Source organism: Dechloromonas denitrificans, assembly GCF_020510685.1.
Classification (GTDB): Bacteria; Pseudomonadota; Gammaproteobacteria; order Burkholderiales; family Rhodocyclaceae; genus Azonexus; species Azonexus denitrificans_A.
On record NZ_CP075185.1, the window covers coordinates 1,257,331 to 1,276,946 of the forward strand.

Annotated in this window: 18 protein-coding genes; 1 reads left to right on the forward strand and 17 read right to left on the reverse strand. The window is 64.1% G+C overall.

What is annotated here, in order from left to right:
- Nucleotides 1–35 precede the first annotated feature (35 nt).
- From KI611_RS06060 to KI611_RS06070, 3 genes are read right to left on the reverse strand one after another with little or no spacing between them, the layout of a single operon-like run.
- Nucleotides 36–1,487, reverse strand: a complete 1,452-nt coding sequence (locus tag KI611_RS06060) for an efflux transporter outer membrane subunit (protein ID WP_226418927.1) — start codon at nt 1,485–1,487, stop codon at nt 36–38.
- Between the two features lies 1 nt (nt 1,488).
- Nucleotides 1,489–4,614: an efflux RND transporter permease subunit gene (locus KI611_RS06065; protein WP_226418928.1), complete on the reverse strand. Its 3,126-nt coding sequence runs from the start codon at nt 4,612–4,614 to the stop codon at nt 1,489–1,491.
- Between the two features lie 9 nt (nt 4,615–4,623).
- A complete protein-coding gene (locus KI611_RS06070) occupies nt 4,624–5,775 on the reverse strand; it encodes an efflux RND transporter periplasmic adaptor subunit (RefSeq protein WP_226418929.1) in 1,152 nt (383 codons plus the stop codon).
- A 135-nt stretch (nt 5,776–5,910) separates the two neighbouring features.
- Between KI611_RS06070 and KI611_RS06075 the strand changes: the two genes are divergently transcribed.
- Nucleotides 5,911–6,531 carry a TetR family transcriptional regulator gene (locus tag KI611_RS06075; protein ID WP_226418930.1) on the forward strand — a complete coding sequence of 207 codons (621 nt, stop codon included), beginning with the start codon at nt 5,911–5,913 and terminating at the stop codon, nt 6,529–6,531.
- A 27-nt stretch (nt 6,532–6,558) separates the two neighbouring features.
- Here the strand turns inward: KI611_RS06075 and KI611_RS06080 are convergent, their stop codons facing one another.
- The 14 genes from KI611_RS06080 to panC form a co-directional block, all read right to left on the reverse strand.
- Nucleotides 6,559–7,923: a fused MFS/spermidine synthase gene (locus KI611_RS06080; protein WP_226418931.1), complete on the reverse strand. Its 1,365-nt coding sequence runs from the start codon at nt 7,921–7,923 to the stop codon at nt 6,559–6,561.
- Nucleotides 7,896–8,783: an EamA family transporter RarD gene (gene rarD / locus KI611_RS06085; RefSeq protein ID WP_226418932.1), complete on the reverse strand. Its 888-nt coding sequence runs from the start codon at nt 8,781–8,783 to the stop codon at nt 7,896–7,898. The genes KI611_RS06080 and rarD overlap by 28 nt, the downstream gene beginning before the upstream one ends.
- Nucleotides 8,784–8,787: 4 nt before the next feature.
- A complete protein-coding gene (locus KI611_RS06090; RefSeq protein WP_226418933.1) occupies nt 8,788–9,480 on the reverse strand; it encodes a DUF599 domain-containing protein in 693 nt (230 codons plus the stop codon).
- Nucleotides 9,481–9,532: 52 nt separating this feature from the next.
- On the reverse strand, nt 9,533–11,188 hold the full coding sequence (locus KI611_RS06095; protein WP_226418934.1) for a methyl-accepting chemotaxis protein: 1,656 nt from the start codon (nt 11,186–11,188) through the stop codon (nt 9,533–9,535).
- A 75-nt stretch (nt 11,189–11,263) separates the two neighbouring features.
- The gene (gene pbpC, locus KI611_RS06100) at nt 11,264–13,450 is read right to left on the reverse strand and encodes a penicillin-binding protein 1C (protein WP_226418935.1); all 2,187 of its coding nucleotides are present in this window, start codon (nt 13,448–13,450) and stop codon (nt 11,264–11,266) included.
- Nucleotides 13,451–13,479: 29 nt separating this feature from the next.
- Nucleotides 13,480–13,977: a TPM domain-containing protein gene (locus KI611_RS06105; protein WP_226418936.1), complete on the reverse strand. Its 498-nt coding sequence runs from the start codon at nt 13,975–13,977 to the stop codon at nt 13,480–13,482.
- On the reverse strand, nt 13,978–14,841 hold the full coding sequence (locus KI611_RS06110; protein ID WP_226418937.1) for a TPM domain-containing protein: 864 nt from the start codon (nt 14,839–14,841) through the stop codon (nt 13,978–13,980).
- Nucleotides 14,842–14,850: 9 nt separating this feature from the next.
- A complete protein-coding gene (locus KI611_RS06115) occupies nt 14,851–15,462 on the reverse strand; it encodes a LemA family protein (RefSeq protein ID WP_226418938.1) in 612 nt (203 codons plus the stop codon).
- A gap of 164 nt (nt 15,463–15,626) precedes the next feature.
- On the reverse strand, nt 15,627–15,806 hold the full coding sequence (locus KI611_RS06120; RefSeq protein WP_226418939.1) for a hypothetical protein: 180 nt from the start codon (nt 15,804–15,806) through the stop codon (nt 15,627–15,629).
- Entirely contained in the window at nt 15,806–15,967 is a 162-nt protein-coding gene (locus tag KI611_RS06125) for a hypothetical protein (RefSeq protein WP_226418940.1), read from the reverse strand. The genes KI611_RS06120 and KI611_RS06125 overlap by 1 nt, the downstream gene beginning before the upstream one ends.
- A gap of 99 nt (nt 15,968–16,066) precedes the next feature.
- The gene (locus tag KI611_RS06130) at nt 16,067–17,497 is read right to left on the reverse strand and encodes an ATP-binding protein (protein ID WP_226418941.1); all 1,431 of its coding nucleotides are present in this window, start codon (nt 17,495–17,497) and stop codon (nt 16,067–16,069) included.
- Nucleotides 17,484–18,188 carry a winged helix-turn-helix domain-containing protein gene (locus KI611_RS06135; protein WP_226418942.1) on the reverse strand — a complete coding sequence of 235 codons (705 nt, stop codon included), beginning with the start codon at nt 18,186–18,188 and terminating at the stop codon, nt 17,484–17,486. Before KI611_RS06135 ends, KI611_RS06130 begins: the two co-directional genes overlap by 14 nt.
- Nucleotides 18,189–18,313: 125 nt before the next feature.
- Nucleotides 18,314–18,700 carry an aspartate 1-decarboxylase gene (panD, locus tag KI611_RS06140; protein WP_226418943.1) on the reverse strand — a complete coding sequence of 129 codons (387 nt, stop codon included), beginning with the start codon at nt 18,698–18,700 and terminating at the stop codon, nt 18,314–18,316.
- Nucleotides 18,701–18,787: 87 nt separating this feature from the next.
- Entirely contained in the window at nt 18,788–19,612 is an 825-nt protein-coding gene (gene panC, locus KI611_RS06145; protein ID WP_226418944.1) for a pantoate--beta-alanine ligase, read from the reverse strand.
- Between the last annotated feature and the right edge of the window lie 4 nt (nt 19,613–19,616).

The following is a 19,616-nucleotide window of genomic DNA, read 5'->3' on the forward strand; positions in this document are numbered from 1 at the left end:
GTGCTGCCCGGGCGGCAGCGGTGGCGCTGGAGGCCTTAGCCGCGCTTCGCCGCTTGGTCCTTCCAGCCGCCGCCAATCGCCTTGAACAACTCGACCGCGGCGACCAGCCGGGCCTGGCGGGTGGCGATCATGGCGAGCAGCGCATCGTTGTTGCTGCGCTGGGCATCGAGTACTTCCAGGTAACCGGAATAACCCGCGTCGTAGCGCCGGTTGGCGATGTCGAGCGCCTGTTGGGTGTTGTAGACCCGGACGTTCTGCGCTGTTTCGGCATTGCCGTTTTCGCGCAGATTGACCAGCGCATCGCGGACTTCCTTGTAGGCGGTCTGCAGCGTGTTCTGCCAGGCGATCAGCGACTGCTCGTTGAGTGCCTTGGCCTGATCGACACGGGCCGAGGTGCGGCCGAAATCGATGATCGGCATGAGCAGCCCGAGGCCGATCGACCAGGTGTTGGCGCCGGCACCGAACAGGTCGCCGAGCGTCTTGCTTTCCGTGCCGACGCTGCCGGTCAGCGAGAATTTCGGGTAGTAGCCGGCTTTGGCGACGCCGATATTGGCGTTGGCCGCGACCAGCTTTTGCTCGGCTTCGCGGACGTCGGGCCGGCTTTCGATCAGGTCGGCCGGCAGGCCGGCCGGTGGGATCGGCGGCAGCGGCAACTGGCGGATGTCGCCGGCCGCGATCGCCAGGTCCGGCTTGGCGGTGAGCAGCGCCAGCTGGTGCTCGGCCAGGGCCCGCAGGCGCCGCAGGTCGGCTTGCTGGGCCTGGAGGGCGGCTTGCGCGCCTTCGGCCTGATAGAGGTCAAGCGGCGACACGAGGCCGGCATCGACCCGCGTCTTCACCAGCTTCAGGCTGGCTTCCCGACTGGCCAGCGACTCGGCCGTAACGGCCAGTTCCGCATCGTAGGCACGGAGGGCCAGGTAATTGCTGGTAACCAGACCGGCCACGGTCAACCGGATGGCGTCCCGCGAATACTGGCTGGCCAGCAGGCTGGCCTGAACCGATTCGTTGGCGCGCCGGACGCGGCCCCAGATATCCAGCTCGTAGGACGTCGTCAGCGCTGCACTGCGGGCGTGCTGGAACTTCGGCGAACTGCTCGTCCAGGTGGCGGTCTTGGTGCTCAGTTTCCGGTTGCTGCCGCTGGCTTCGCCGTCGATTTCCGGGAAGAAGGCGGCACCGGCCTCGCGGGCCAGGGCGTTGGCCTGTTCGAGACGGGCAATCGCAGTGCGCAGGTCGGCGTTATTCGCGAGTGCCTGATCGACCAGTTCATTCAGCGTGGCATCGGCGAACAGCGACCACCACTGCGCGTCGACCGCGCTGTTCGACGCGGCATCTTGCTGGACAGCGGCAGGGGCCGCTTCCCTGAAGGTGGCGGGCAGCCAGTTGCTCGGTCGCAGGTAATCCGGGCCGATGGCGCAGCCGCTCAGGGCAAGGGCTGTGGCCAACGCCGCGGCGAGGCGGATTTTCGGCAGGGTGGGAGGCAGGGTACGCATCTTAGTTTTCCTCCGCGTGGGCGACATCGTCGTGGCCGGCCGGCAGTATCTGCTTGCCGCGCTCCAGCCACATGAAGAAGAGGGGAATGAAAATCGTGGCGATGAAGGTGGCGGCGATCATCCCGGCGAAGACGCCGGTCCCCATCGACTGGCGGGCCGCGGCGCCGGCCCCGCTGGCCTTGACCAGCGGGAAGACGCCGAGCACGAAGGCGAGCGAGGTCATGACGATCGGCCGCAGGCGCAGGCGGGCGGCTTCCAGCGCGGCATCGACGACGTTCATCCCTTCGGCGTACTTCTGGGCGGCAAATTCGACGATCAAGATGGCGTTTTTCGAGGCCAGCCCGATCAGCACGACGAGGCCGATCTGGAAGTAGATGTCGTTCGGCATGTTGCGCAGCCAGATCGCGGTCAGCGCACCCATCAGCGCGAAAGGCACAGCCATGATGACGGCCAGCGGCAGCGACCACTTTTCGTACTGGGCGGCGAGGATCAGGAAGACCATGATGATGGCGAAGCCGAAGGCATAGAGCGACGAGCCCGAGCTGCGTTTTTCCTGGAAGGCCTGACCGGTCCATGAAATTTCGAAGCCGCTGGGCAGCGTGGCGGCAGCCACTTCCTCGACGATCTTGATGGCGTCGCCGGAACTGATGCCGGGCTTGCTGTCGCCCATGATTTTGGCGGCGACGAAGCCGTTGAAGCGCTCGACCTGCTCCGGACCGACGACGTTCTTCACCTTGCTGATCGCCGACAGCGGAATCATTGCCTGGGTTGTCGTGCTGCGGACGTAGATCTTGCCGAGATCCTCCGGTTTCATCCGGTAGCTGGCCTCGGCCTGCAACTGCACGCGATAGACCCGCCCGGCCTTGTTGAAGTCATTGACGTAGAGCGCGCCCATCGTGCTTTGCAGGGCTTCATAGACGCTGGTCAGCGGGATGCCGAGGGCGAGCACCTTCGGTTCGTCCACTTCGACGAACAGTTGCGGCACGGTCGGCCGGAAGAAGGTGGAGATACGGGTGAACTCAGGGTGCTTCTGCAATTCGGCCATGAATGCCTGGGCCACCTCGTTGAGTCGCTTGGTATCGCCATCGACGCGGTTTTGCAGGTAAACCTCGAAACCGCCGGCCGAACCCAGGCCCATGATCGGTGGCGGGTTGAAGACGAGCGCCATGCCGTCCGGCTGCATCATGCCGATACCCATGAACTTGCCGGCCAGATCCTGCGCCTTGGCTTCGCGCTCGCTCCAGTCCTTGAGCGGAATGAAGATGGTGCCGGCGTTGGGCTTGTTGCCGCCGCCGATCAGGTCGAAGCCGGAGACGACGAAAGTGTGCCGGACGGCCGGATCGCTGCCGATCATCTTGCGGATGTTCTCGCCGGTCTGCTCGGTGCGCTTCAGGGTTGCGCCATCGGGTAGCATCAGTGCCGAAATCAGGTAGCCCTGGTCTTCGGCCGGGACGAAGCTGCCGGGGATGATGCGGAAGAAAAAGACCGTCACGCCGATCACCAGCGCGAATATCACGCCGCCAATGATGCCGTGCTTTAGCGTCAGGCCGACCGTCGTGGTGTAGGAACGGGTAAAGCGCTCGAACAGGCGGTTGAACGGCGCAAACAGCTTGCTTTCCGTATGCTGCGCCTTGAGCAGCAGGGCGCACAGCGCCGGCGTCAGGGTCAGCGCGACGACGCCGGAAAGAACGACGGCGACCGCGACGGTGACTGCGAACTGTTTGTAGAGCTGGCCGGCAATGCCGCCCAGGAAGGCGACCGGAATAAACACCGCGCAGAGCACCAGGACGATGGCGACCAGGGCGCCCTGAACCTGGTGCATGGCCTTGATGGCGGCATCCCGGGGCGACAGCTTTTCCTCGGCCATCAGGCGTTCGACGTTCTCCAGCACGACGATGGCATCGTCGACGACGATGCCGATGGCCAGCACCATCGCGAACAGCGTCAGCGTATTGATCGAGAAACCGAACAGCCAGAGGCCGGCAAAGGTGCCGATCAGCGAGATCGGCACGGCGACCATCGGGATCAGTGTGGCCCGCCAGCTTTGCAGGAAGATATAGACGACGGCCAGCACGAGGACCATGGCTTCGATCAGGGTCTTGACCACTTCATTGATCGAGGCGGAAACGAAGCGCGTGGTATCGAAAGGCGTGATGTAACCCATGCCCTCCGGGAATTTCGTTTTCAACTCCTGCATCTTGTTCTCGACCAGCTTGGCCACTTCCAGCGCGTTGGCACCGGTCTGCAGGAAAACGCCCATGCCGATGGTCGGCTTGCCGTCCACCTTGACGCTCTGGTCGTAGCTGTAGGCGCCGAGTTCGATGCGGGCGATGTCCTTGAGATAGAGCACGCCGTTCGGGCCGCTGGCGCGAATGACGATGTTGCCGAACTCTTCCGGGGTCAGCAGGCGGCCCTTGGCGGTCACCGTGTAGGCCAGCATCTGGTCGCTTGGTGCCGGTTGTTGGCCGATCTTGCCGGCGGCATTCTGGGCGTTCTGGGCGCGAATCGCCGCGGCGACTTCGCTCGTCGTCAGACCGAGCTGGGCCATCCGGTCCGGCTTCAGCCAGACGCGCATCGAGTAGTCCTGGGCACCGAAAATGATGACGTCGCCGACGCCCTTGACCCGTTTCAACTCGTCGACAATGTTCAGGCTGGCGTAGTTGGACAGGAAAAGCGTGTTGAAACGGTTTTCCTCGGACTCCAGCGCGATGACTTTCAGAATGTCGTTCGAGCGCTTCTGGACGATCACGCCGTTACGCCGCACTTCTTCCGGCAGCCGTGGTTCGGCCGCCTTGACGCGGTTGTTGACGTTGACCGAGGCGGCATCGACATTGGTGCCGACCTCGAAGGTGGCGGTGATGGTCAGCGAGCCGTTGGCCGAGGCCGAGGAGGTGAAATAAAGCAGATTCTCGACCCCGTTCAACTGCTCCTCGATTGGTGCAGCGACCGTCTTGGCCAGCGTTTCAGCCGAAGCGCCCGGGTAGGTGGCGGTAATCAGTACCGTCGGTGGGGCGATCTGCGGATATTGGGCGATCGGCAGCACCTGGGCGGCGACCAGCCCGGCGATGACAATGATGATCGAGATGACCGACGCAAAAATAGGTCGGTTGATGAAGAATTTTGACATGGCGACCCCTTAGCCCTTGGCCGCCGGCTTGGCAGCACTTTCCGCAGCCGGCGCGCCAGGCGCCGCAGGGGCGGCGGGCGGGTGCGGGGCGACCGGTGCACCGGGACGCAGCTTGATCAGGTTGTCGATGATCACCTTGTCGCCGGCTTTCAGTCCGCCGAGGATGACCCAGTCCTTGCCGTACCACTCGCCGGCTTGTACCGGGCGTGGCGCAACCTTGTCGCCTTCGCCGACCAGCATCAGGATCGGGCCTTGCTCGGTTTGCACCACGGCCGATTGCGGCACCAGGAAGACGCCGTCGCGCTCGCCGGTGAGCAGGCGGATGCGGACGAACTGGCCGGGCAGCAGTTGGTTGTCGCGGTTCTCGAATTCGGCCCGCAATTGCTGGGTGCCGAGCGTGGTGTCGATGTTGCTGGCCAGGAAATTCAGTTTGCCGGGCTTCGGATAGACCGTGCCATTGCCCTGGATCAGTTCGACCCCGCTGACATTAGTAGCAGTGACCCGGCCGTTCGGCAGCTTGGCCAGATCGCTGTCACCCAGACTGAAACTGACCCAGATCGGATTGCTCTGATAGACCGATGTGAGCAGGCTGTCGGCACCGATGCTGATCAGGCTGCCTTCCGACTTCGTGGCCCGGCCGGTGGTGCCTGCCACCGGGGCGGTGACGGTCGTCCAGGACAGGTTCAGCTCGGCCTGATGCAGTGCCGCCTGGGCAATGGCATTGGCAGAAACGGTGTCGTCGTATTCGCGTTGACTGATTGCCTTGGCATCGATCAGGCCTTTCAGCCGATGCATTTCGCGGCTGGCCTGCTCGGCCTTGGCCTTGGCGTCGGCCAGTGCGATTTCGTAGGTCGAACGGTCAATCTGGAACAGTGGTTGGCCAGCCTTGACCGTCTCGCCTTCCTGATAAAGGCGCTTGACGAGAATGCCGCCAACCCGGGCGCGCACTTCGGTTTCGCGCGCCCCTTCGGTTTGCGCCATGACTTCGATGGAGGACGGTACGCGCTGCGGCTGGACTTCGAGCACGGTGACCGGCATCGGACCCATTGCCGGGGCGGCGGGCTTTTTGTCCGAGCAGCCGGCGAGCAGCGCGGCGCTGAGGGCGGTGGCCCCGATGATGAGTGACAGGGCTTTGCGCCGCGGCAGGTTTCCGGAAGTCATTGGGGTACTCCATTGAGAGTTATTTTGAGCTATTATATACAATCACGAATGTATGTAAATTTCTTTCGGCGATCAACCGATCGACTTGAGATGTTTGCAGAGGCCGAGTGATGCGACTGGGCCGAGAGGGAGACAATGGCTAGAAAAACCAAGGAAGATGCGGAGAAAACCCGCAAGGACATCATCGATTCGGCGCGTGCGGTATTTCACCAGTGCGGCGTCAGCCGGTCAACACTGGACAAGATCGCCAAGGAAGCCGGTGTCACGCGCGGGGCGGTGTACTGGCATTTCAAGGACAAGGCCGAGTTGTTCTTTGCCATGCGTGATGATGTCTTTGGGCCGATGGTCCAACGGACCGATGCGCTGATGCAGTCCGAGGCCTATGACAATCCGCTCGATGCCATCGAGGCCTCGTTGAAGGATTTTTACCGAATGCTGGATGACTGTGCGGCACTGCGCGAGGTTTTTGAAATCATGATCTCGCGTTGCGAATATGTCGATGAGTTCGCCAGTGTGCAGGAGGATGTTTCCCGTCCGGCCAAGGAATTCCTGGAAAAAATGGAGCGGGTCTATCGCCGGGCTGCTGAACAGGGTTTTTTGCGCGAAGGCCTCGAACCGTCGGCGGCGGCCCGCGATACCTGGGCGTTTGCACGCGGCTTGCTGTATCTGATGCTCGGTTGCCAGAGAGATTCCGATCTCGACCGGCAGATCCCGCAGATGGTTACGGCACACATGGCCTTGCGCCGCCGGGGATGAACCCGGACGCTGCCGACTCGGCTGAACTTACCTCGCCCGGTCGAGATCAGCCCGGTTTTTCTCATCGACATAGATGCCGGTTTCCCCGGGGCGGCTGCTGGCGAAACAGCTGACTTCGACGTTGGCCAGAGGTTTGGCCTTGTGCAGCACGGCAATGGCGCAACGGCCGAAAACGCTGTCGATGGTGGCCAGCAGGTTGCGGGCATAAGGGCTTTCCAGCTTGCCGTCGAGGATCAGGTTAGCCAGCAGGATGCCGTCCGGCTTCAGCACGCGCCGGGTGCCGGCCCAGAATTCGCGGGTCACGAGGTGGCTGGGGATCGAGGTGTGCGAGCTGTAAACATCGACCACCACGGCATCGAAGCGCCGCTCGCTGGTCGCAACGAAGCGGCGGGCATCGTCGACGATGAATTCGCCACGCGCCGGTTCGTGCAGGAAGTATCGCTCGGCGATCTCCCTGATCGCCGGGTCGATATCGACATAGGTGTAGCGATTCAGCGGCTCCCGGTGGGATAGCGTGAAGCCGCCGGCGCCGAGAACGAGTATTTCCTTGTCTTTGAAACCGAGATCGTCGAGCAGGATCTGCCGCAGGTGCTTGATGTAGCGCGTGTAATTGGGCGGTTGCGAATCGTCGAGTAGTGAGGCGACCGATTTGTTCACCCACAAGGCGCGAGGGTTTTGCTGGCCCGGCAGGTCGACATTGCCGACGATGTATTCGGCGTAGGCGGTATCGGCGGTTACCGGATGCTGCAGGTTGACCGCAGCGGCGAGGGCAGCGGTCGCCAGCGAGAAAAAGACCGTTTTCCACTGCAACCCGGTGAGTAGCAGCGTGCCGATCAGTAGCCCCAGCGCGCAGGCGAAAGCGGCGGCGGAAACGCCGAGCCACTGCATGACCAGTAGCGACAGGCTGAGCGAGCCGAGAAAGGAGCCGAGGGTGGACCAGTAGAGCGCCATGCCGCTCGCCTCGCCGGTGCGCTGATGCTTCATCAGGTTGGTCAGGATGGGCACGGTCTGGCCGAGCAACCAGGCCAGCGGGCAGAGCACGCCGCCGATGAAGAAGAGGTAGGCGATCCAGGCCGGTTGCAGGTGGGCGAACAGCCCATCGACGGTGACGCCGGCCAGACCGAGGCCGGCCAGACCGGCTGAGATCAGGAAATTGCGGGCGACGACCGCCGGATAGTTGGCCGCCACCTTGGCGCCGGAGGCGTAGCCGAGAGCCAGGGCGAGCAGGAAGAAGCCGATGGTCGGCGCGGTGACGACGATGGAACTGCCGATATGCGGCACCAGCCGGCGCAGTGCGATGACTTCGGCGCCGAGCGAGCAGAAGCCTTCGATGAAGACGATGGCGTAGATCAGCTGACGGCGCATCAGGCCGGTCGCCGGAATTTCTGCCACAAACTCCAGCTGTAAACGAAAAGGCCGAGCCAGATCAGGGCGAAACTGATCAGCCGCTCCGTCTGCATCGGTTCGCCGAAGATCCACACGGCGGTGACGAATTGCAGGGTCGGATTGATGTACATCAGCATGCCCAGGGTGGCCAGGCCGAGGCGCTGGGTGGCGGCGGCGAAGGCCATCAGCGGAAAGGCAGTGACGATGCCGGCGCCGATCAGCAAGGCGGCAGTAGCGGTGTCGTGGGTGGCAAAAACCAGATGGCCGTTGTCCGCCTGCCAGAGCGCGTAGATGCCGCAGATCGGCAGCATCGCCAGCGTTTCCAGCCAGAGACCGGACAGCGGGTCGACCGGCACCTGCTTGCGCACCAGCCCGTAGGTGCCGAAGGTGGCGGCGAGCAGGAGCGAAACCCAGGGCAGGCTGCCGAGGGTGATGATCTCGTTGGCGATCGCGGCAATGGCGAAGGCGACCGAAATCCATTCCAGCCGGTTCAGGCGCTCCTTGAGTACGAAGAGGCCGAGCAGGACATTGATCAGCGGCGTCAGGAAATAGCCGAGGCTGGACGCGACGACCTGCTGATTGGCGACCGCCCAGAGAAAGATCAGCCAGTTGCTGCCGACCAGCAGGGCGGCCAGCGTCAGCATGGCGAACTGGCGCGGCGTTCGGAAAACCGCGACCACTTTCGACCAGCTGCCGCGCAGCGTCAGCAGGATGCCGACGAAGACGCAGGCCCAGACGGCACGATTGGACAGCACATCCATCGGCAGAATGTGCGTCAGCTGCCGAAAATAGAGCGGGAAAAAGCCCCAGATGACGTAAGCCAGCAGGCCGAAGCCGATACCGGCCAGCTGGCTTTGCCGTTGCATGTCTTCAGCGCCCGCGACGCAGCATGGCCAGCGCGGCCGAGCGGTAATCGCGGCGATAGAGCACGATCAGCACCAGGATGGCCAGCGTGGCCAGGGCCAGCGGATGGAGCAGCCAGCCGGAAGCGGCCAGGCCGAAGTAATAGGCACGGATGCCGCGATTGAAATCGTCGCCGGCCAGATTGTTGGCGATCGCCAGTTGGTGGGCGTAAGTGTCGATCCCGGGCTCGCCGGCCTTGCCCAGCGGTGCGGCCCCGACGAGGATGGAAAGTAGGTTGAACTGGCGCAGCGACCAGGTGAATTTGAAATAGGCAAAGACGAAGGAAGCCAGCAGCAGCATCAGCTTGATTTCGAGCAGTTCGCGGTTGCCGGCGCCGCCGAAAGGCAACTCGGTGGTGAAACTGAGGAGCCGGTCGGAAGCGCCGAGCGCCGCGACCAGGCCGGCGATGATGTAGATGGTGGTGTTGGCGTAAAAGGAGACGCTGGTCACCAGGTTGCCGATCAGCGTCGAATCCATCACCCGGTTGTCCCGTTCCAGCATGCGGAAGGCCCACAGCAGGCGATAGCTCTGGCTGGTTCCGATCAGGCCGGCGGAGCCGCTCTGGCTATGCTCGGAAAACCAGGCATAGCCGGCCCAGCAGGCAAAGAAAATGGCTATCGAAAGCCAGTCGATCGCGGTGAGGTGGGGGAGCGCGTGCATGGGCCGGAGTTTGCCACAAGGCAGCCGGCGCGTGGGCTGCCTTGGCGGGACGTCAGATTTTGAAGCGCTCGACGGTGGCCCGCATGCTGTTGGTCAGATCGCGGATATTGGCCGCTTCGCTGGCCGAGATGCCGACGCTGACGCTGCTTTCTTCGGAAGCCTGGGCGACCTGCTCGACCTTCTGGGCAATGTCGTAACTGGCGGCACCCTGCTCATGCATGGCCTCGTCGATATCGGCAAAGACGCGCTGGACCTCGCTGTTGGCGCTGCGAATCGCGGCAATCGCCTGGCCGGCCCGGTTGGCCAGCTCCGAGCCGTTTTCCAGCCGGCTGATGGCGCCGTCCATGGCGAGCACGGCGCTCTTCGACCGGCTCTGGATGTCGCCGATCATGCCGCCGATCTCGCCGGTGGCCTTGCTCGTCCGTTCGGCAAGCTTGCGCACCTCGTCGGCCACCACCGCGAATCCGCGTCCCTGTTCGCCGGCCCGGGCCGCCTCGATGGCGGCATTCAGGGCGAGCAGGTTGGTCTGGTCGGCGACATCCTTGATCACCTGTACCACCGAGGAGATGCGATCGGAGTGCTGGCCCAGTTCGCTGATCGTCGCGCCGACGCTGCGTACCTCGACGGCGATAGCGGCCATCGCGGAAACCGCGCTGCCGATCACGCTGCCCCCGGTTTCCGAGTGCTCGCCGGCCTGGTTGGCCAGGGCCAGGGCCTCGCGGGTGTGGTCGGATACCGAGGTGATGCTGACCGAAAGTTCTTCCAGCGAGGCCGCCATCGATGACGACGACTCGCTGGTCGCCGCCGACGCCTGAGCCGCCTGGCTGGCGGCCTGGGAGAGCGTGGCCGTCGCTTCGTCGACCTTGATGATTTCATGACGGACGGCGCCCAGGCTTTGCTGCAACGCCTTGAGCAAATCGTTGAACGCTTCGGCCGTCAGTCCGACCTCATCCCGGCTGCGGATCCGAATGCTGCCGGTGAAATCCTTGTCGCGCGCGGCACGGGTGATCAGCGCCTGCATCTCGTCGAGCGGCAGGGTGATCGAACGGATGGTGTGAACGGCGATGAGCAGGCCGATCAGCAGGCCAAGACCCAGCGTGACCACGGAGATCCAGATGAAACGCCGGTTCTGGACGGTCGAGGTTTCGTAACTTGCCTTGACCGCCTTTTCCTGCGCCTCGGCGATGCTGCGCATCAACGGGTTTATTTTGGCTTCAAACTGGGCGTTGGCCTTCAGAAAATGCGCCACGGTGGCGGCCGAATAGTCGCTGTTGACCAGCGCCGTCATCGTTGGCTGGACGACTTCGCTGGCATAGCGGGCGTAGAGCGGCTCGAATTCCTGGAAAAGCTTCAGTTCCTCGCTATCCGGCAGCAGATTGGCTTTGAAGGAAACGAAGGTCTCGTCCATCCATTTCAGGTTCTTCTCGATCACTTCAAGGTGCGCGCTGACCGGGTGGTCGTGCAGCTTGGCATAGTCAGTGCCGGGGTTGTGCTGCATGGCCCGGAATATCTGGCCGCTGTTTTCAACGACCAGGCGACGAATCCGGGCCAGTTCGCGCATCGGCACTGCCTCGTGCTTGAAAATCGATTCGATTTCGGCCTCGGCGCTGCGGGCAATGTAGAAACTGATGCTGCCGGTGACGATCAGGGCTGCGGCAAGAAATGTGACGAGCGCAATCAGGCGCCCACGAATGCTCATGCTGAACATGATTATTCCCCTTCTTGAGGTTATGGATATTTTGTAACCTCAATTTACACCGTTAAGCGTTCTGGATATACCGTGCTATCGTCCGCGTCCCTTCAGGGAGCGGACGTCGAGGACGACGCTGTCGAGTGTCTCGCCCGCGCCGTTTTCCAGCGTCAGACGGTGTCGTCCCGGTTGCGGCAGCCAGCGGGAGTTGGTACCGGCGGTTCCAAGTCGTTGTCCGTCGATGCGCCAGATCCAACCTGGGGCGGCCGGGGCCGAGAGGCGGAGCGGTATCCGTTGCAGGTGGGGCGGAATGTCGGGGTCGAGAGCGATGATGCTGCCGGCCGCCGGGTAGCTGATGCGGGCCAGCGCACCGGCCTGGGCGGCGCGGATCACCGGCATTTCGCTGCCGGCGACGAACCATTCGTCACGCGGCGGCTCGTGCGGTGGCACAAAGCGGATCGGTATCCGCACGATCCCGGCCGGTGCGGCCGGCGGCCGGCTGCTCTGGCGGGGGCGGCCGTTGGTCGTCTCGCCGCGGTGCAGCCAGTCCATCACCTCGCGCCATACCGGCGCCGCCCCGGACATGCCGGAAACATCGTGCATCGGGCTGCCGCCGGCATTGCCGACCCAGACGGCGACTGTGTAACGAGGCGAATAGCCGGCGCACCAGTTGTCGCGCATGTCCTTGCTGGTGCCGGTCTTGACGGCAGCCCAATACGGCGTGGCCAGCCAGGATTCGAGGCCGAAGGTGGCGGCACGGGCGCTGCGGTCGGCCAGGATGTCGCCAATCAGAAAAGCGCTGGCCGGCCGATAGGCGGCGTGCACCTTGCCGCTGAAAACGCCCGCGCAGCCTTGGTTTCGGCAGGGCTGTGCGGGCGGAACCTGGCCCGGCGTGGCGCGCAGCGGCGACCAGACGCCGCCGTTGGCCAGCGTCCGGTAGCCGTTGGCCAGCATCAGCAGCGAAATGTCGGCCGAACCGAGGGCCAGGCTGTAACCGTACCAGTCGCCGCTTTCCGTCAGGCTGGCGAAGCCGGTCTCTTTCAGGCGCTGCTGGAAGCGGTCCGGCCCGAGGCGGACGAGCGTTTTGACGGCCGGCACATTCAGCGAGCCGGCCAGCGCGCGGCGCGCCGAGACCCAGCCCTGGTAATGCGCTTGATAATTTTGCGGGGTGTATAGACCGTTGCCGGTATCGAGGCTCAGCGGAGCATCTTCGATCAGCGAGGCCGGCGTCAGCTGGCGGGCCTCGAAGGCCTGCGCGTAGAGGAAGGGCTTCAGCGTCGAGCCGGCCTGACGCAATGCCGTCACGCCATCGACTTCGGCGGCGCCCGACAGATCGCCGCTCGAACCGACCCAGGCGAGAATCTCGCCGCTGGCGTTGTCGATGACCAGCAGCGCGCCATCCTCGACGTTCTGCCGGTTCAGGGCAGCGAGGTGGCGGCGCAGCGCGGCGCTGGCAAAACGCTGCAAATCGGCATCGAGGCTCGAGCGGATGGCCTGGCCGGGCTGCTGGAGCAGCTTGCGGGCCAGATGCGGCGCCAATTGTTCGCCGTCGCCGGACGTCGTGTCCTGCAGACCGCCGTTCAGGGCCTGTGCGGCAAAGCCTTCGAGGCCGGCGCATTCGCCGGCCCGGTCCATTTCCTGCAGCAGCTTGCAGGCGCGTTTGACGACCCGCCCCGGTGCCGCGTTCGGCGAGCGGAGCAGGGCGGCGGCCAGCGCTGCTTCGCGCTCGTCCAGGCCATGCGGCCATTTGCCGAACAACTGTCGGCTCATTGCGCCGACCCCCTGCAATTCGCCGCGGAAGCTGACCAGATTCAGGTAAGCCTCGATGATCTGCCGCTTGCTCCAGAAACTTTCAAGACGCAGCGCGGCGGCGGACTGCGAGATCTTGCCGAAAACCGAGCGACGGCCGCGTTGCTGGCGATCTTCGTCGATCAGCCCGGCCAGTTGCATGGTCAGGGTGCTGGCGCCCCGCGTCCGGCCGCCCCAGAAGTTGGTCCAGGCCGCCTTGCCGGCCGCCCGCCAGTCGATTCCCTCGTGTTCGAGAAAACGCTGGTCTTCCGACACGATGACCGCCCGAATCAGGGCCGGCGAAATCTCGGCATACGGTGTCCAGGCCAGGCGCCGCACCGTCTTGTCGAGGCGCAGACGGTGCACCGGCCGGCCGTCGCGTGCCAGCAGCATGGCTTCGGAGGCGGTGTAGGCGGCTTTGACCTCGGCCAGCCCGGGCAGCGCGCCGGCCGGCAGCGGCAGCAGCAGGCACAGCGCCAGGAGCGGCGCCAAGCCTGGGCGGAGGCCAAGAATGCCCGGCATTAGACGAGCAGCGGCGGGTCGGCCAGTTCGTTCGGGTTGTCGGCCCCGGCCGGAAAGTGTCGGGAGAGCAGGCGGGTGGCTTGCGCGATGCCCTGCAGCGCGCCCTCGCGGTAATGCCCTTGGGCAAACTGTGCAGTCATGCCGTGGCACAGCGCATCCCACTCGGCCTGTTCGACCTTCGCCGTAATGCCGCTATCGGCGACGATTTCGACCTGCCGTTCGGCGAGCAGCAGGTAAATCAGGATGCCGCTATGTTCCGCGGTATGGCCGACCCCCTGGTCGGCGAATTGCTCAATTGCCCGTTGCCGCGTGCTCAGTCCGCGCAATAGCTGGAGTAGCGACAGACGACCTTCGATGACGAAACGCAGTTCGCCGCGGTGCAGTTTTTCCGATTCGCCAATCGCCGCGGCGATGGCCGCCAGCAGGGCCGGTCCAAAACGGCGCCTGACCAGCCAGGGCGGGAGCAGCCAGTGCCGCAGAATGCGTTTAATCGTCATTTACCAACTCCCCGAGGCGCCACCGCCGCCGCCCGAACCACCACCACCGCCGAAGCCGCCGCCCCCTGAACTGCCGCCCCGCCCGCCACTGGCCAGGCCGCTGAGCAACAGATCGAGACCGAGCAAGGCGACAAAAAAGCCGATGGCCGCGCCGGCCAGTGCGCCGAGGATACTTCCGGTCAACAGCCAGCCGAGCCCCGCCGTGACGCCGCCGACGACGCCCGAGCCGAGCAGGTTGCCGAGAAAATAGCGGATGATGGCGCCGCCGACGGCAATGATCCCGAGGCCGATCAGCCAGGTGTTTTCGCCGAAGCTGTCGATATTCAGCCGGCCACCACCCGAGGCCGCACTGTTGGCGCGGGCTGTGGCGGCCGGTAGTTCTTCCCGGTCGACGGCGGCAAGGATGGCGTCGACGCCGGCGGCGATGCCGCCCGGCAGGTCGCCGGCCTTGAATTTCGGCGTAATGGTTTCGTCGATGATCCGTTTGGCGGTGGCGTCGTTGAGCACACCTTCCAGGCCGTAGCCGACTTCGATGCGCAGGCGTCGGTCATCCTTGGCGACGATCAGGATCGCCCCGTCATCGATGCCCTTGCGGCCGATCTTCCAGGCATCGAGCAGGCGAATGCCAAATTGCTCGATCGGCTCCGGCTGCGTCGTCGGCAGCACCAGGACGACGACCTGGCTGCCTTTTTTGGCCTCGAAGGCGGCCAGCCGGGCTTCCAGTTCGCCGGCCTGGGCCGCCGAGAGGCTGGCGGTCAGATCGGTGACCCGTGCCGTCAGGGCCGGAATCGGCACCGCTTCTGCCGCCGCAACCGCCAGCAGGGCGGGCAGGCAGAGCGCCAGAAGGGCCAGCAGGCGGCGCATGCGAAAGACTTAGCGGGCGGGCGCCGGGGCGGGGTTGTCGAAACGGATGGTCGGCGGCGTCGCCACGGCCTTCTCGTCCTCGACCGTGAAGTTGGCTTTCGGTTTCCAGCCCATCGCCATTGCCGTCAGGTTGTTCGGGAAGGTGCGCACCGAAACGTTGTACTCTTGGACCGCCTTGATATAGCGATTGCGGGCTACGGCGATGCGGTTTTCCGTGCCTTCGACCTGCGCCTGCAAATCCCGGAAATTGGCGTCGGCCTTCAGCTGCGGATAGTTTTCGGCAACCACCAGCAGCCGTGCCAGGGCGCCGCCGAGATCGGCCTGGGCCTTCTGGAATTTGGCGAAAGCGGCTTCGTCATTGACCAGTTCCGGCGTTGCCTTCATCCCGGCAACACTGGCGCGCGCTTCGGTAACCTTGGTCAGGACTTCCTTCTCATGTGCGGCGTAGCCCTGGACGATGGACACCAGATTGGGAATCAGGTCGGCGCGCCGCTTGTACTGGTTGAGCACTTCGGACCAGGCGGCGCTGACCGCCTCGTCATTGGTCTGGACCTGGTTATAGCCGCAGCCCGAGAGCAGCGTGGTGATCAACAGCAGCAAGACGACAAGTCGGGATTTCATTGGGGGAGCCTCCTGTTTGCGGGTTACGGGTGATGTTGGATGATCCCCGGCAAAATGCAAGAGCAATTTCCTGCCTGACCTCCAGCCCAAAAAAAACCCCGCCACGAAGGCGGGGTAACAGGGAGGTCTCGAAAGGGGGGATTTCGAGGGGGTAAATCTGTCGCTTAATCCTTGCGATGCTTTTGCAACCAGTGTCGCCTGACCATGATCACCGCCCCGGTGGCAATCGCCGCAAGGACCGCCTTCAGCGGTTCGGCCTGTCCTTCCGCCAGCCAGTCAAAGCCGGAAACTCCGACAAAGACGCCCAGGCTTTCGCTGATGGGCAGATGGTCGGCCATGGACATTAGCGGATCGGGCGGGCCGGAATTCTGGCGAGGACCGGCTGGGGAGCCGGCGGCATGCCGAAAAGGTAGAGGCGGGCGGCATCCATAAATTCTTTGATAGTCATTTCGATCATTTCCTGTTTCTCCTCTTGCCGGGCTTGTTGTTCTTCAATGCCTTGCATTTTACGGAGGGGCCGGCCAGGCGTCTGTTGCGCAAGCGTTGCCGCGCCGTAACAGGGTTTGATCTTTGATGACGCTTTGTAACGGCGCCGGCAGGGGCGTTACTGGTGCGCTTTCCAGCACAGCGTAAAGCGCGCGCCGCCGAGCGGTGCGGCATCCGCCGTGGCGCTGCCGCCATGGAGTTCGAGTACCCGGCGGGCAATCGCCAGACCGAGGCCGTAGCCGCCGGTGGCGCGGTCGCGCGACCGGTCGAGACGGGTGAAGGCTGAGAAAATATGCTCGCGCTCAGCCGGCGGGATGCCGATGCCGTCGTCGTCGACGTGGATCAGGATGCGGTCGTCGATCATTTCGGCACTGACCCGGATTTGCTGGCTGGCGTATTTGAACGCGTTGCGCAGCAGATTGCGCAGGGCGTAAGGCATCGCCTTGCGGTCGAGATCGACGTTGAGGTTTTCCGGCAATTTCCCGGTATCCACCGTGACCGACAGCTTGCGGCCGAGCAGACGCACCGAATCGACCTCCTGGGTCAGCCACTCGGCGAAGCGCACGCTGGAGAAATGCGGTTCCGGGGCTTCCCGCTCGAAACGGGCATAGGTCAGGCTGGTATCGATCAGGTGGTCGAGCTCGTCCAGGTCGTCCTCCATCATCGCCCACAGCCGCTGGCGCTCGGCCAGTTCATCGGTTTCGGCCAGCATTTCCAGCGCAAAGCGCATGCGGGCGATCGGTGTGCGCAATTCGTGCGAGATGCCGCAGGAAAGCTCGCGGTGGGTGGCGAGCAGTTGCTGAACGCGCTCGGCCATGCTGTTCATGGTCTCCGAGAGCGACGAGAAGAGCTGGCTGCGGGCCGGCGGGGAGCGTGCCTCGAAGTCGCCGTCGCCGAGGTCGCGGGCTGTCTGGCGCAGGGATTCGAGGTCGCGCCAGACCGGGCGGACCCAGAACCACAGGGCGATACCGAAAATCAGGCCGGTCAGGCTCCAGGTCAGCAACCGCAGGCGCAATTCGAGCGGCAGGCGGTCCTTCAGCTCCGGATTGCGGTTCGAGGCGAGCGGCCCGACCACGAGGACCTGGCTGCTGGTGCCCAGCCGGTGGTACATGATGTCGCCATCGTGATCGATGGCAATGTCGCCGGCGTCGAGCTTGTCGACCTGGTAGGGGGTCAGCGTCCGGTCGAGCGTGATGCGCTCGACGATGCCGAGGCGATAGGAGAACTTGTCGTCGATCTGCTTGATCTTGTGCGGCCAGGTGCTGCGCGGTTGGCGCGCCAGTTCGTCTTCGATCAGCGTGATCGTGCCGCGCATGAAGCGCCGTGCATAGTCGTCGGTGATGCCGCGCTGGGCGGTCGAAATGACGAAGTCGGCGGTGAAGGCGATGGCCACGAAGGAGCCCATCGCCAGCAGGTAGAAATTGAAGAACAGCTTCGACAGGCTGTAGCGTCCACCCCGCCAGCGCGGCAGCGAAACGCGAAAGAGCGACCGGGCGAGGCCGTGATTGCGCTCTTTCTCGGCCAGCTCTCCGGGGTCAGTTCCAGTCATGCTTGCTGAACAGATAGCCTTTGCCGCGCACCGTCTTGATGCGGGTCGGATTGTCCGGGTCGTCGTTCAGTTTCTTGCGCAGCCGCGAGATGCGCGCGTCGATCGAACGATCCAGGCCGTCGAAGCCGATACCGCGCAGTTCCTGCAGCAGGTCGTCGCGCGATAGCACGTTGCCGGCATGCGAGGCGAGCAGCCAGAGCAGGTCGAATTCGGCGGTGGTCAGGTCGATGCTGGTGCCGCCCAGCGAGGCGGTCCGCGTTGACTGGCTGATCCGGAACTGGCCGAAGACCATCGCTTCGGTTTCGCTGCCCTGACTGTCGCTGGCCACCGGCAGGCGGCGCAACAGTGCCTTGATGCGGGCGAGCAGCACGCGCGGTTGAACCGGTTTGGCAATGTAGTCGTCGGCGCCCATTTCGAGGCCGAGAATCTGGTCGAAATCTTCGTCGCGGGCGGTCAGCATCAGGATTACGCCGCGGTATTGCGGCCGGACGGCCCGGCAGACCTCGAAGCCGTCCTTGCCCGGCAGCATGACGTCGAGAATGACCAGGTCGGGCTGTTCGGCCAGAATGCGCGTCTCGGCCGTGTCGCCACGGGGCTCGATGCTGACCGTCAGGTCATTCTTGGTGAGGTATTCGGCGGTCAGTTCGGCCAGCCGTTCGTCGTCTTCGACGAGCAGGATACGTGTGTTCATCCGGCAATCTTAACGGCCGGGCGGTCGGCGGTCCACCTTGCCGGGCCGGCCAGACAAAAAAGGCCGAACCATGCGGTTCGGCCTCGTTCGGCAAATGACTGGCGGCGGGCGTTGCGGCCGAGCGATCAGGCAGCGGCAGCTTGCGTCGGGATCTTGTGGCCGTGGCGGGTGATGCGGTTCTGCGTATCGACGTAGATCAGATCCGGCTCGTGCTTGGCCAGTTCGATCTCGTTGTATACGGCAAAGGTGGCGATGATCAGGATGTCGCCCGGGGCGGCGCGGCGGGCGGCCGAACCGTTGACGGAGATGACGCCGGAACCGCGCTCGGCGCGAATGGCATAGGTGGTGAAACGCTCACCGTTGTTTACGTTCCAGATGTCGATCTGTTCGTATTCCTTGATGTTGGCCGCTTCGAGCAGGTCTTCATCAATGGCGCAGGAACCCTCGTAGTGCAGGTCGGCGTGGGTGGTCGTCACGCGGTGCAACTTGGATTTCAGCATCGTTCTCTGCATGGTTCCACTCATCCAGAAGTTGGGGGAAGGGCATTGTAGCGACAATAGCCCCCCTGTCAACGGCTTTGGTCGGCACCAAAAAACGCCTCAAATTTCAATGTTATCAATGAGCCGGGTGGTCCCGAGCCGGGAGGCGGCCAGCGCCACCAGCGGGAGGTTTGTACCCTTGGGTGCGGCCAGGTCGGACTGTTGCCGCACTGCAACATAGTCGGGTTTCCAGCCGGCGGCGGTCAATGCAGCCACGGCGGCTTCTTCCAGCTTGGTCGTGTCGCTTTCGCCGGCCCGGATGGCGTCGCGGATCTTGTTCAGCTCGCGATACAGGCGCGGCGCTTCGTTGCGCTCGGCCGGACTCAGGTAGGCATTGCGCGACGACAAGGCGAGGCCGTCCTCGGCCCGTACCGTTTCGCCGCCGACGATGTTGATAGGCAGCGCCAGCTGACGGGCCATGTTGCGCAGGACCATCAACTGCTGGTAGTCCTTCTTGCCGAACAGGGCGGCCTGCGGCTGGACGATGTTGAACAGCTTGAGAACCACGGTGGCGACACCGCGAAAATGGCCGGGGCGGAACTCGCCGTCGAGTTGATGCTGGATGGCCGGCGGTTCGACGACATATTCCTGCGGCTCGGGGTAGAGATCGGCCTCGCCCGGCGCGAACAGCACGTCGACGCCGGCCGCGGCCAGCTTCTCGGCATCGGCCTGCAGGGTCCGCGGGTATTGGTCGAAATCCTCGTTCGGGCCGAATTGCAGGCGATTGACGAAGATGCTGGCGACCACGGTGTCGCCGTGGGCGCGCGCCTGTTCCATCAGGCTGATGTGGCCGGCGTGGAGGTTGCCCATGGTCGGCACAAAAACGACGCGAGCGCGCCCCTGGAGCGCCGCCCGCAGGTCGGCGACGGAGGAATGGATTTGCATGGTG

Bases quoted from the DNA above. Each gene is read 5' to 3' on its own strand.
- KI611_RS06060 (WP_226418927.1), bottom strand. From the start codon at position 1,487: ATGCGTACCCTGCCTCCCACCCTGCCGAAAATCCGCCTCGCCGCGGCG.
- KI611_RS06065 (WP_226418928.1), bottom strand. From the start codon at position 4,614: ATGTCAAAATTCTTCATCAACCGACCTATTTTTGCGTCGGTCATCTCG.
- KI611_RS06070 (WP_226418929.1), bottom strand. From the start codon at position 5,775: ATGACTTCCGGAAACCTGCCGCGGCGCAAAGCCCTGTCACTCATCATC.
- KI611_RS06075 (WP_226418930.1), top strand. From the start codon at position 5,911: ATGGCTAGAAAAACCAAGGAAGATGCGGAGAAAACCCGCAAGGACATC.
- rarD (WP_226418932.1), bottom strand. From the start codon at position 8,783: ATGCAACGGCAAAGCCAGCTGGCCGGTATCGGCTTCGGCCTGCTGGCT.
- KI611_RS06090 (WP_226418933.1), bottom strand. From the start codon at position 9,480: ATGCACGCGCTCCCCCACCTCACCGCGATCGACTGGCTTTCGATAGCC.
- KI611_RS06095 (WP_226418934.1), bottom strand. From the start codon at position 11,188: ATGTTCAGCATGAGCATTCGTGGGCGCCTGATTGCGCTCGTCACATTT.
- KI611_RS06105 (WP_226418936.1), bottom strand. From the start codon at position 13,977: ATGACGATTAAACGCATTCTGCGGCACTGGCTGCTCCCGCCCTGGCTG.
- KI611_RS06110 (WP_226418937.1), bottom strand. From the start codon at position 14,841: ATGCGCCGCCTGCTGGCCCTTCTGGCGCTCTGCCTGCCCGCCCTGCTG.
- KI611_RS06115 (WP_226418938.1), bottom strand. From the start codon at position 15,462: ATGAAATCCCGACTTGTCGTCTTGCTGCTGTTGATCACCACGCTGCTC.
- KI611_RS06120 (WP_226418939.1), bottom strand. From the start codon at position 15,806: ATGTCCATGGCCGACCATCTGCCCATCAGCGAAAGCCTGGGCGTCTTT.
- KI611_RS06125 (WP_226418940.1), bottom strand. From the start codon at position 15,967: ATGCAAGGCATTGAAGAACAACAAGCCCGGCAAGAGGAGAAACAGGAA.
- KI611_RS06130 (WP_226418941.1), bottom strand. From the start codon at position 17,497: ATGACTGGAACTGACCCCGGAGAGCTGGCCGAGAAAGAGCGCAATCAC.
- KI611_RS06135 (WP_226418942.1), bottom strand. From the start codon at position 18,188: ATGAACACACGTATCCTGCTCGTCGAAGACGACGAACGGCTGGCCGAA.
- panD (WP_226418943.1), bottom strand. From the start codon at position 18,700: ATGCAGAGAACGATGCTGAAATCCAAGTTGCACCGCGTGACGACCACC.
- panC (WP_226418944.1), bottom strand. From the start codon at position 19,612: ATGCAAATCCATTCCTCCGTCGCCGACCTGCGGGCGGCGCTCCAGGGG.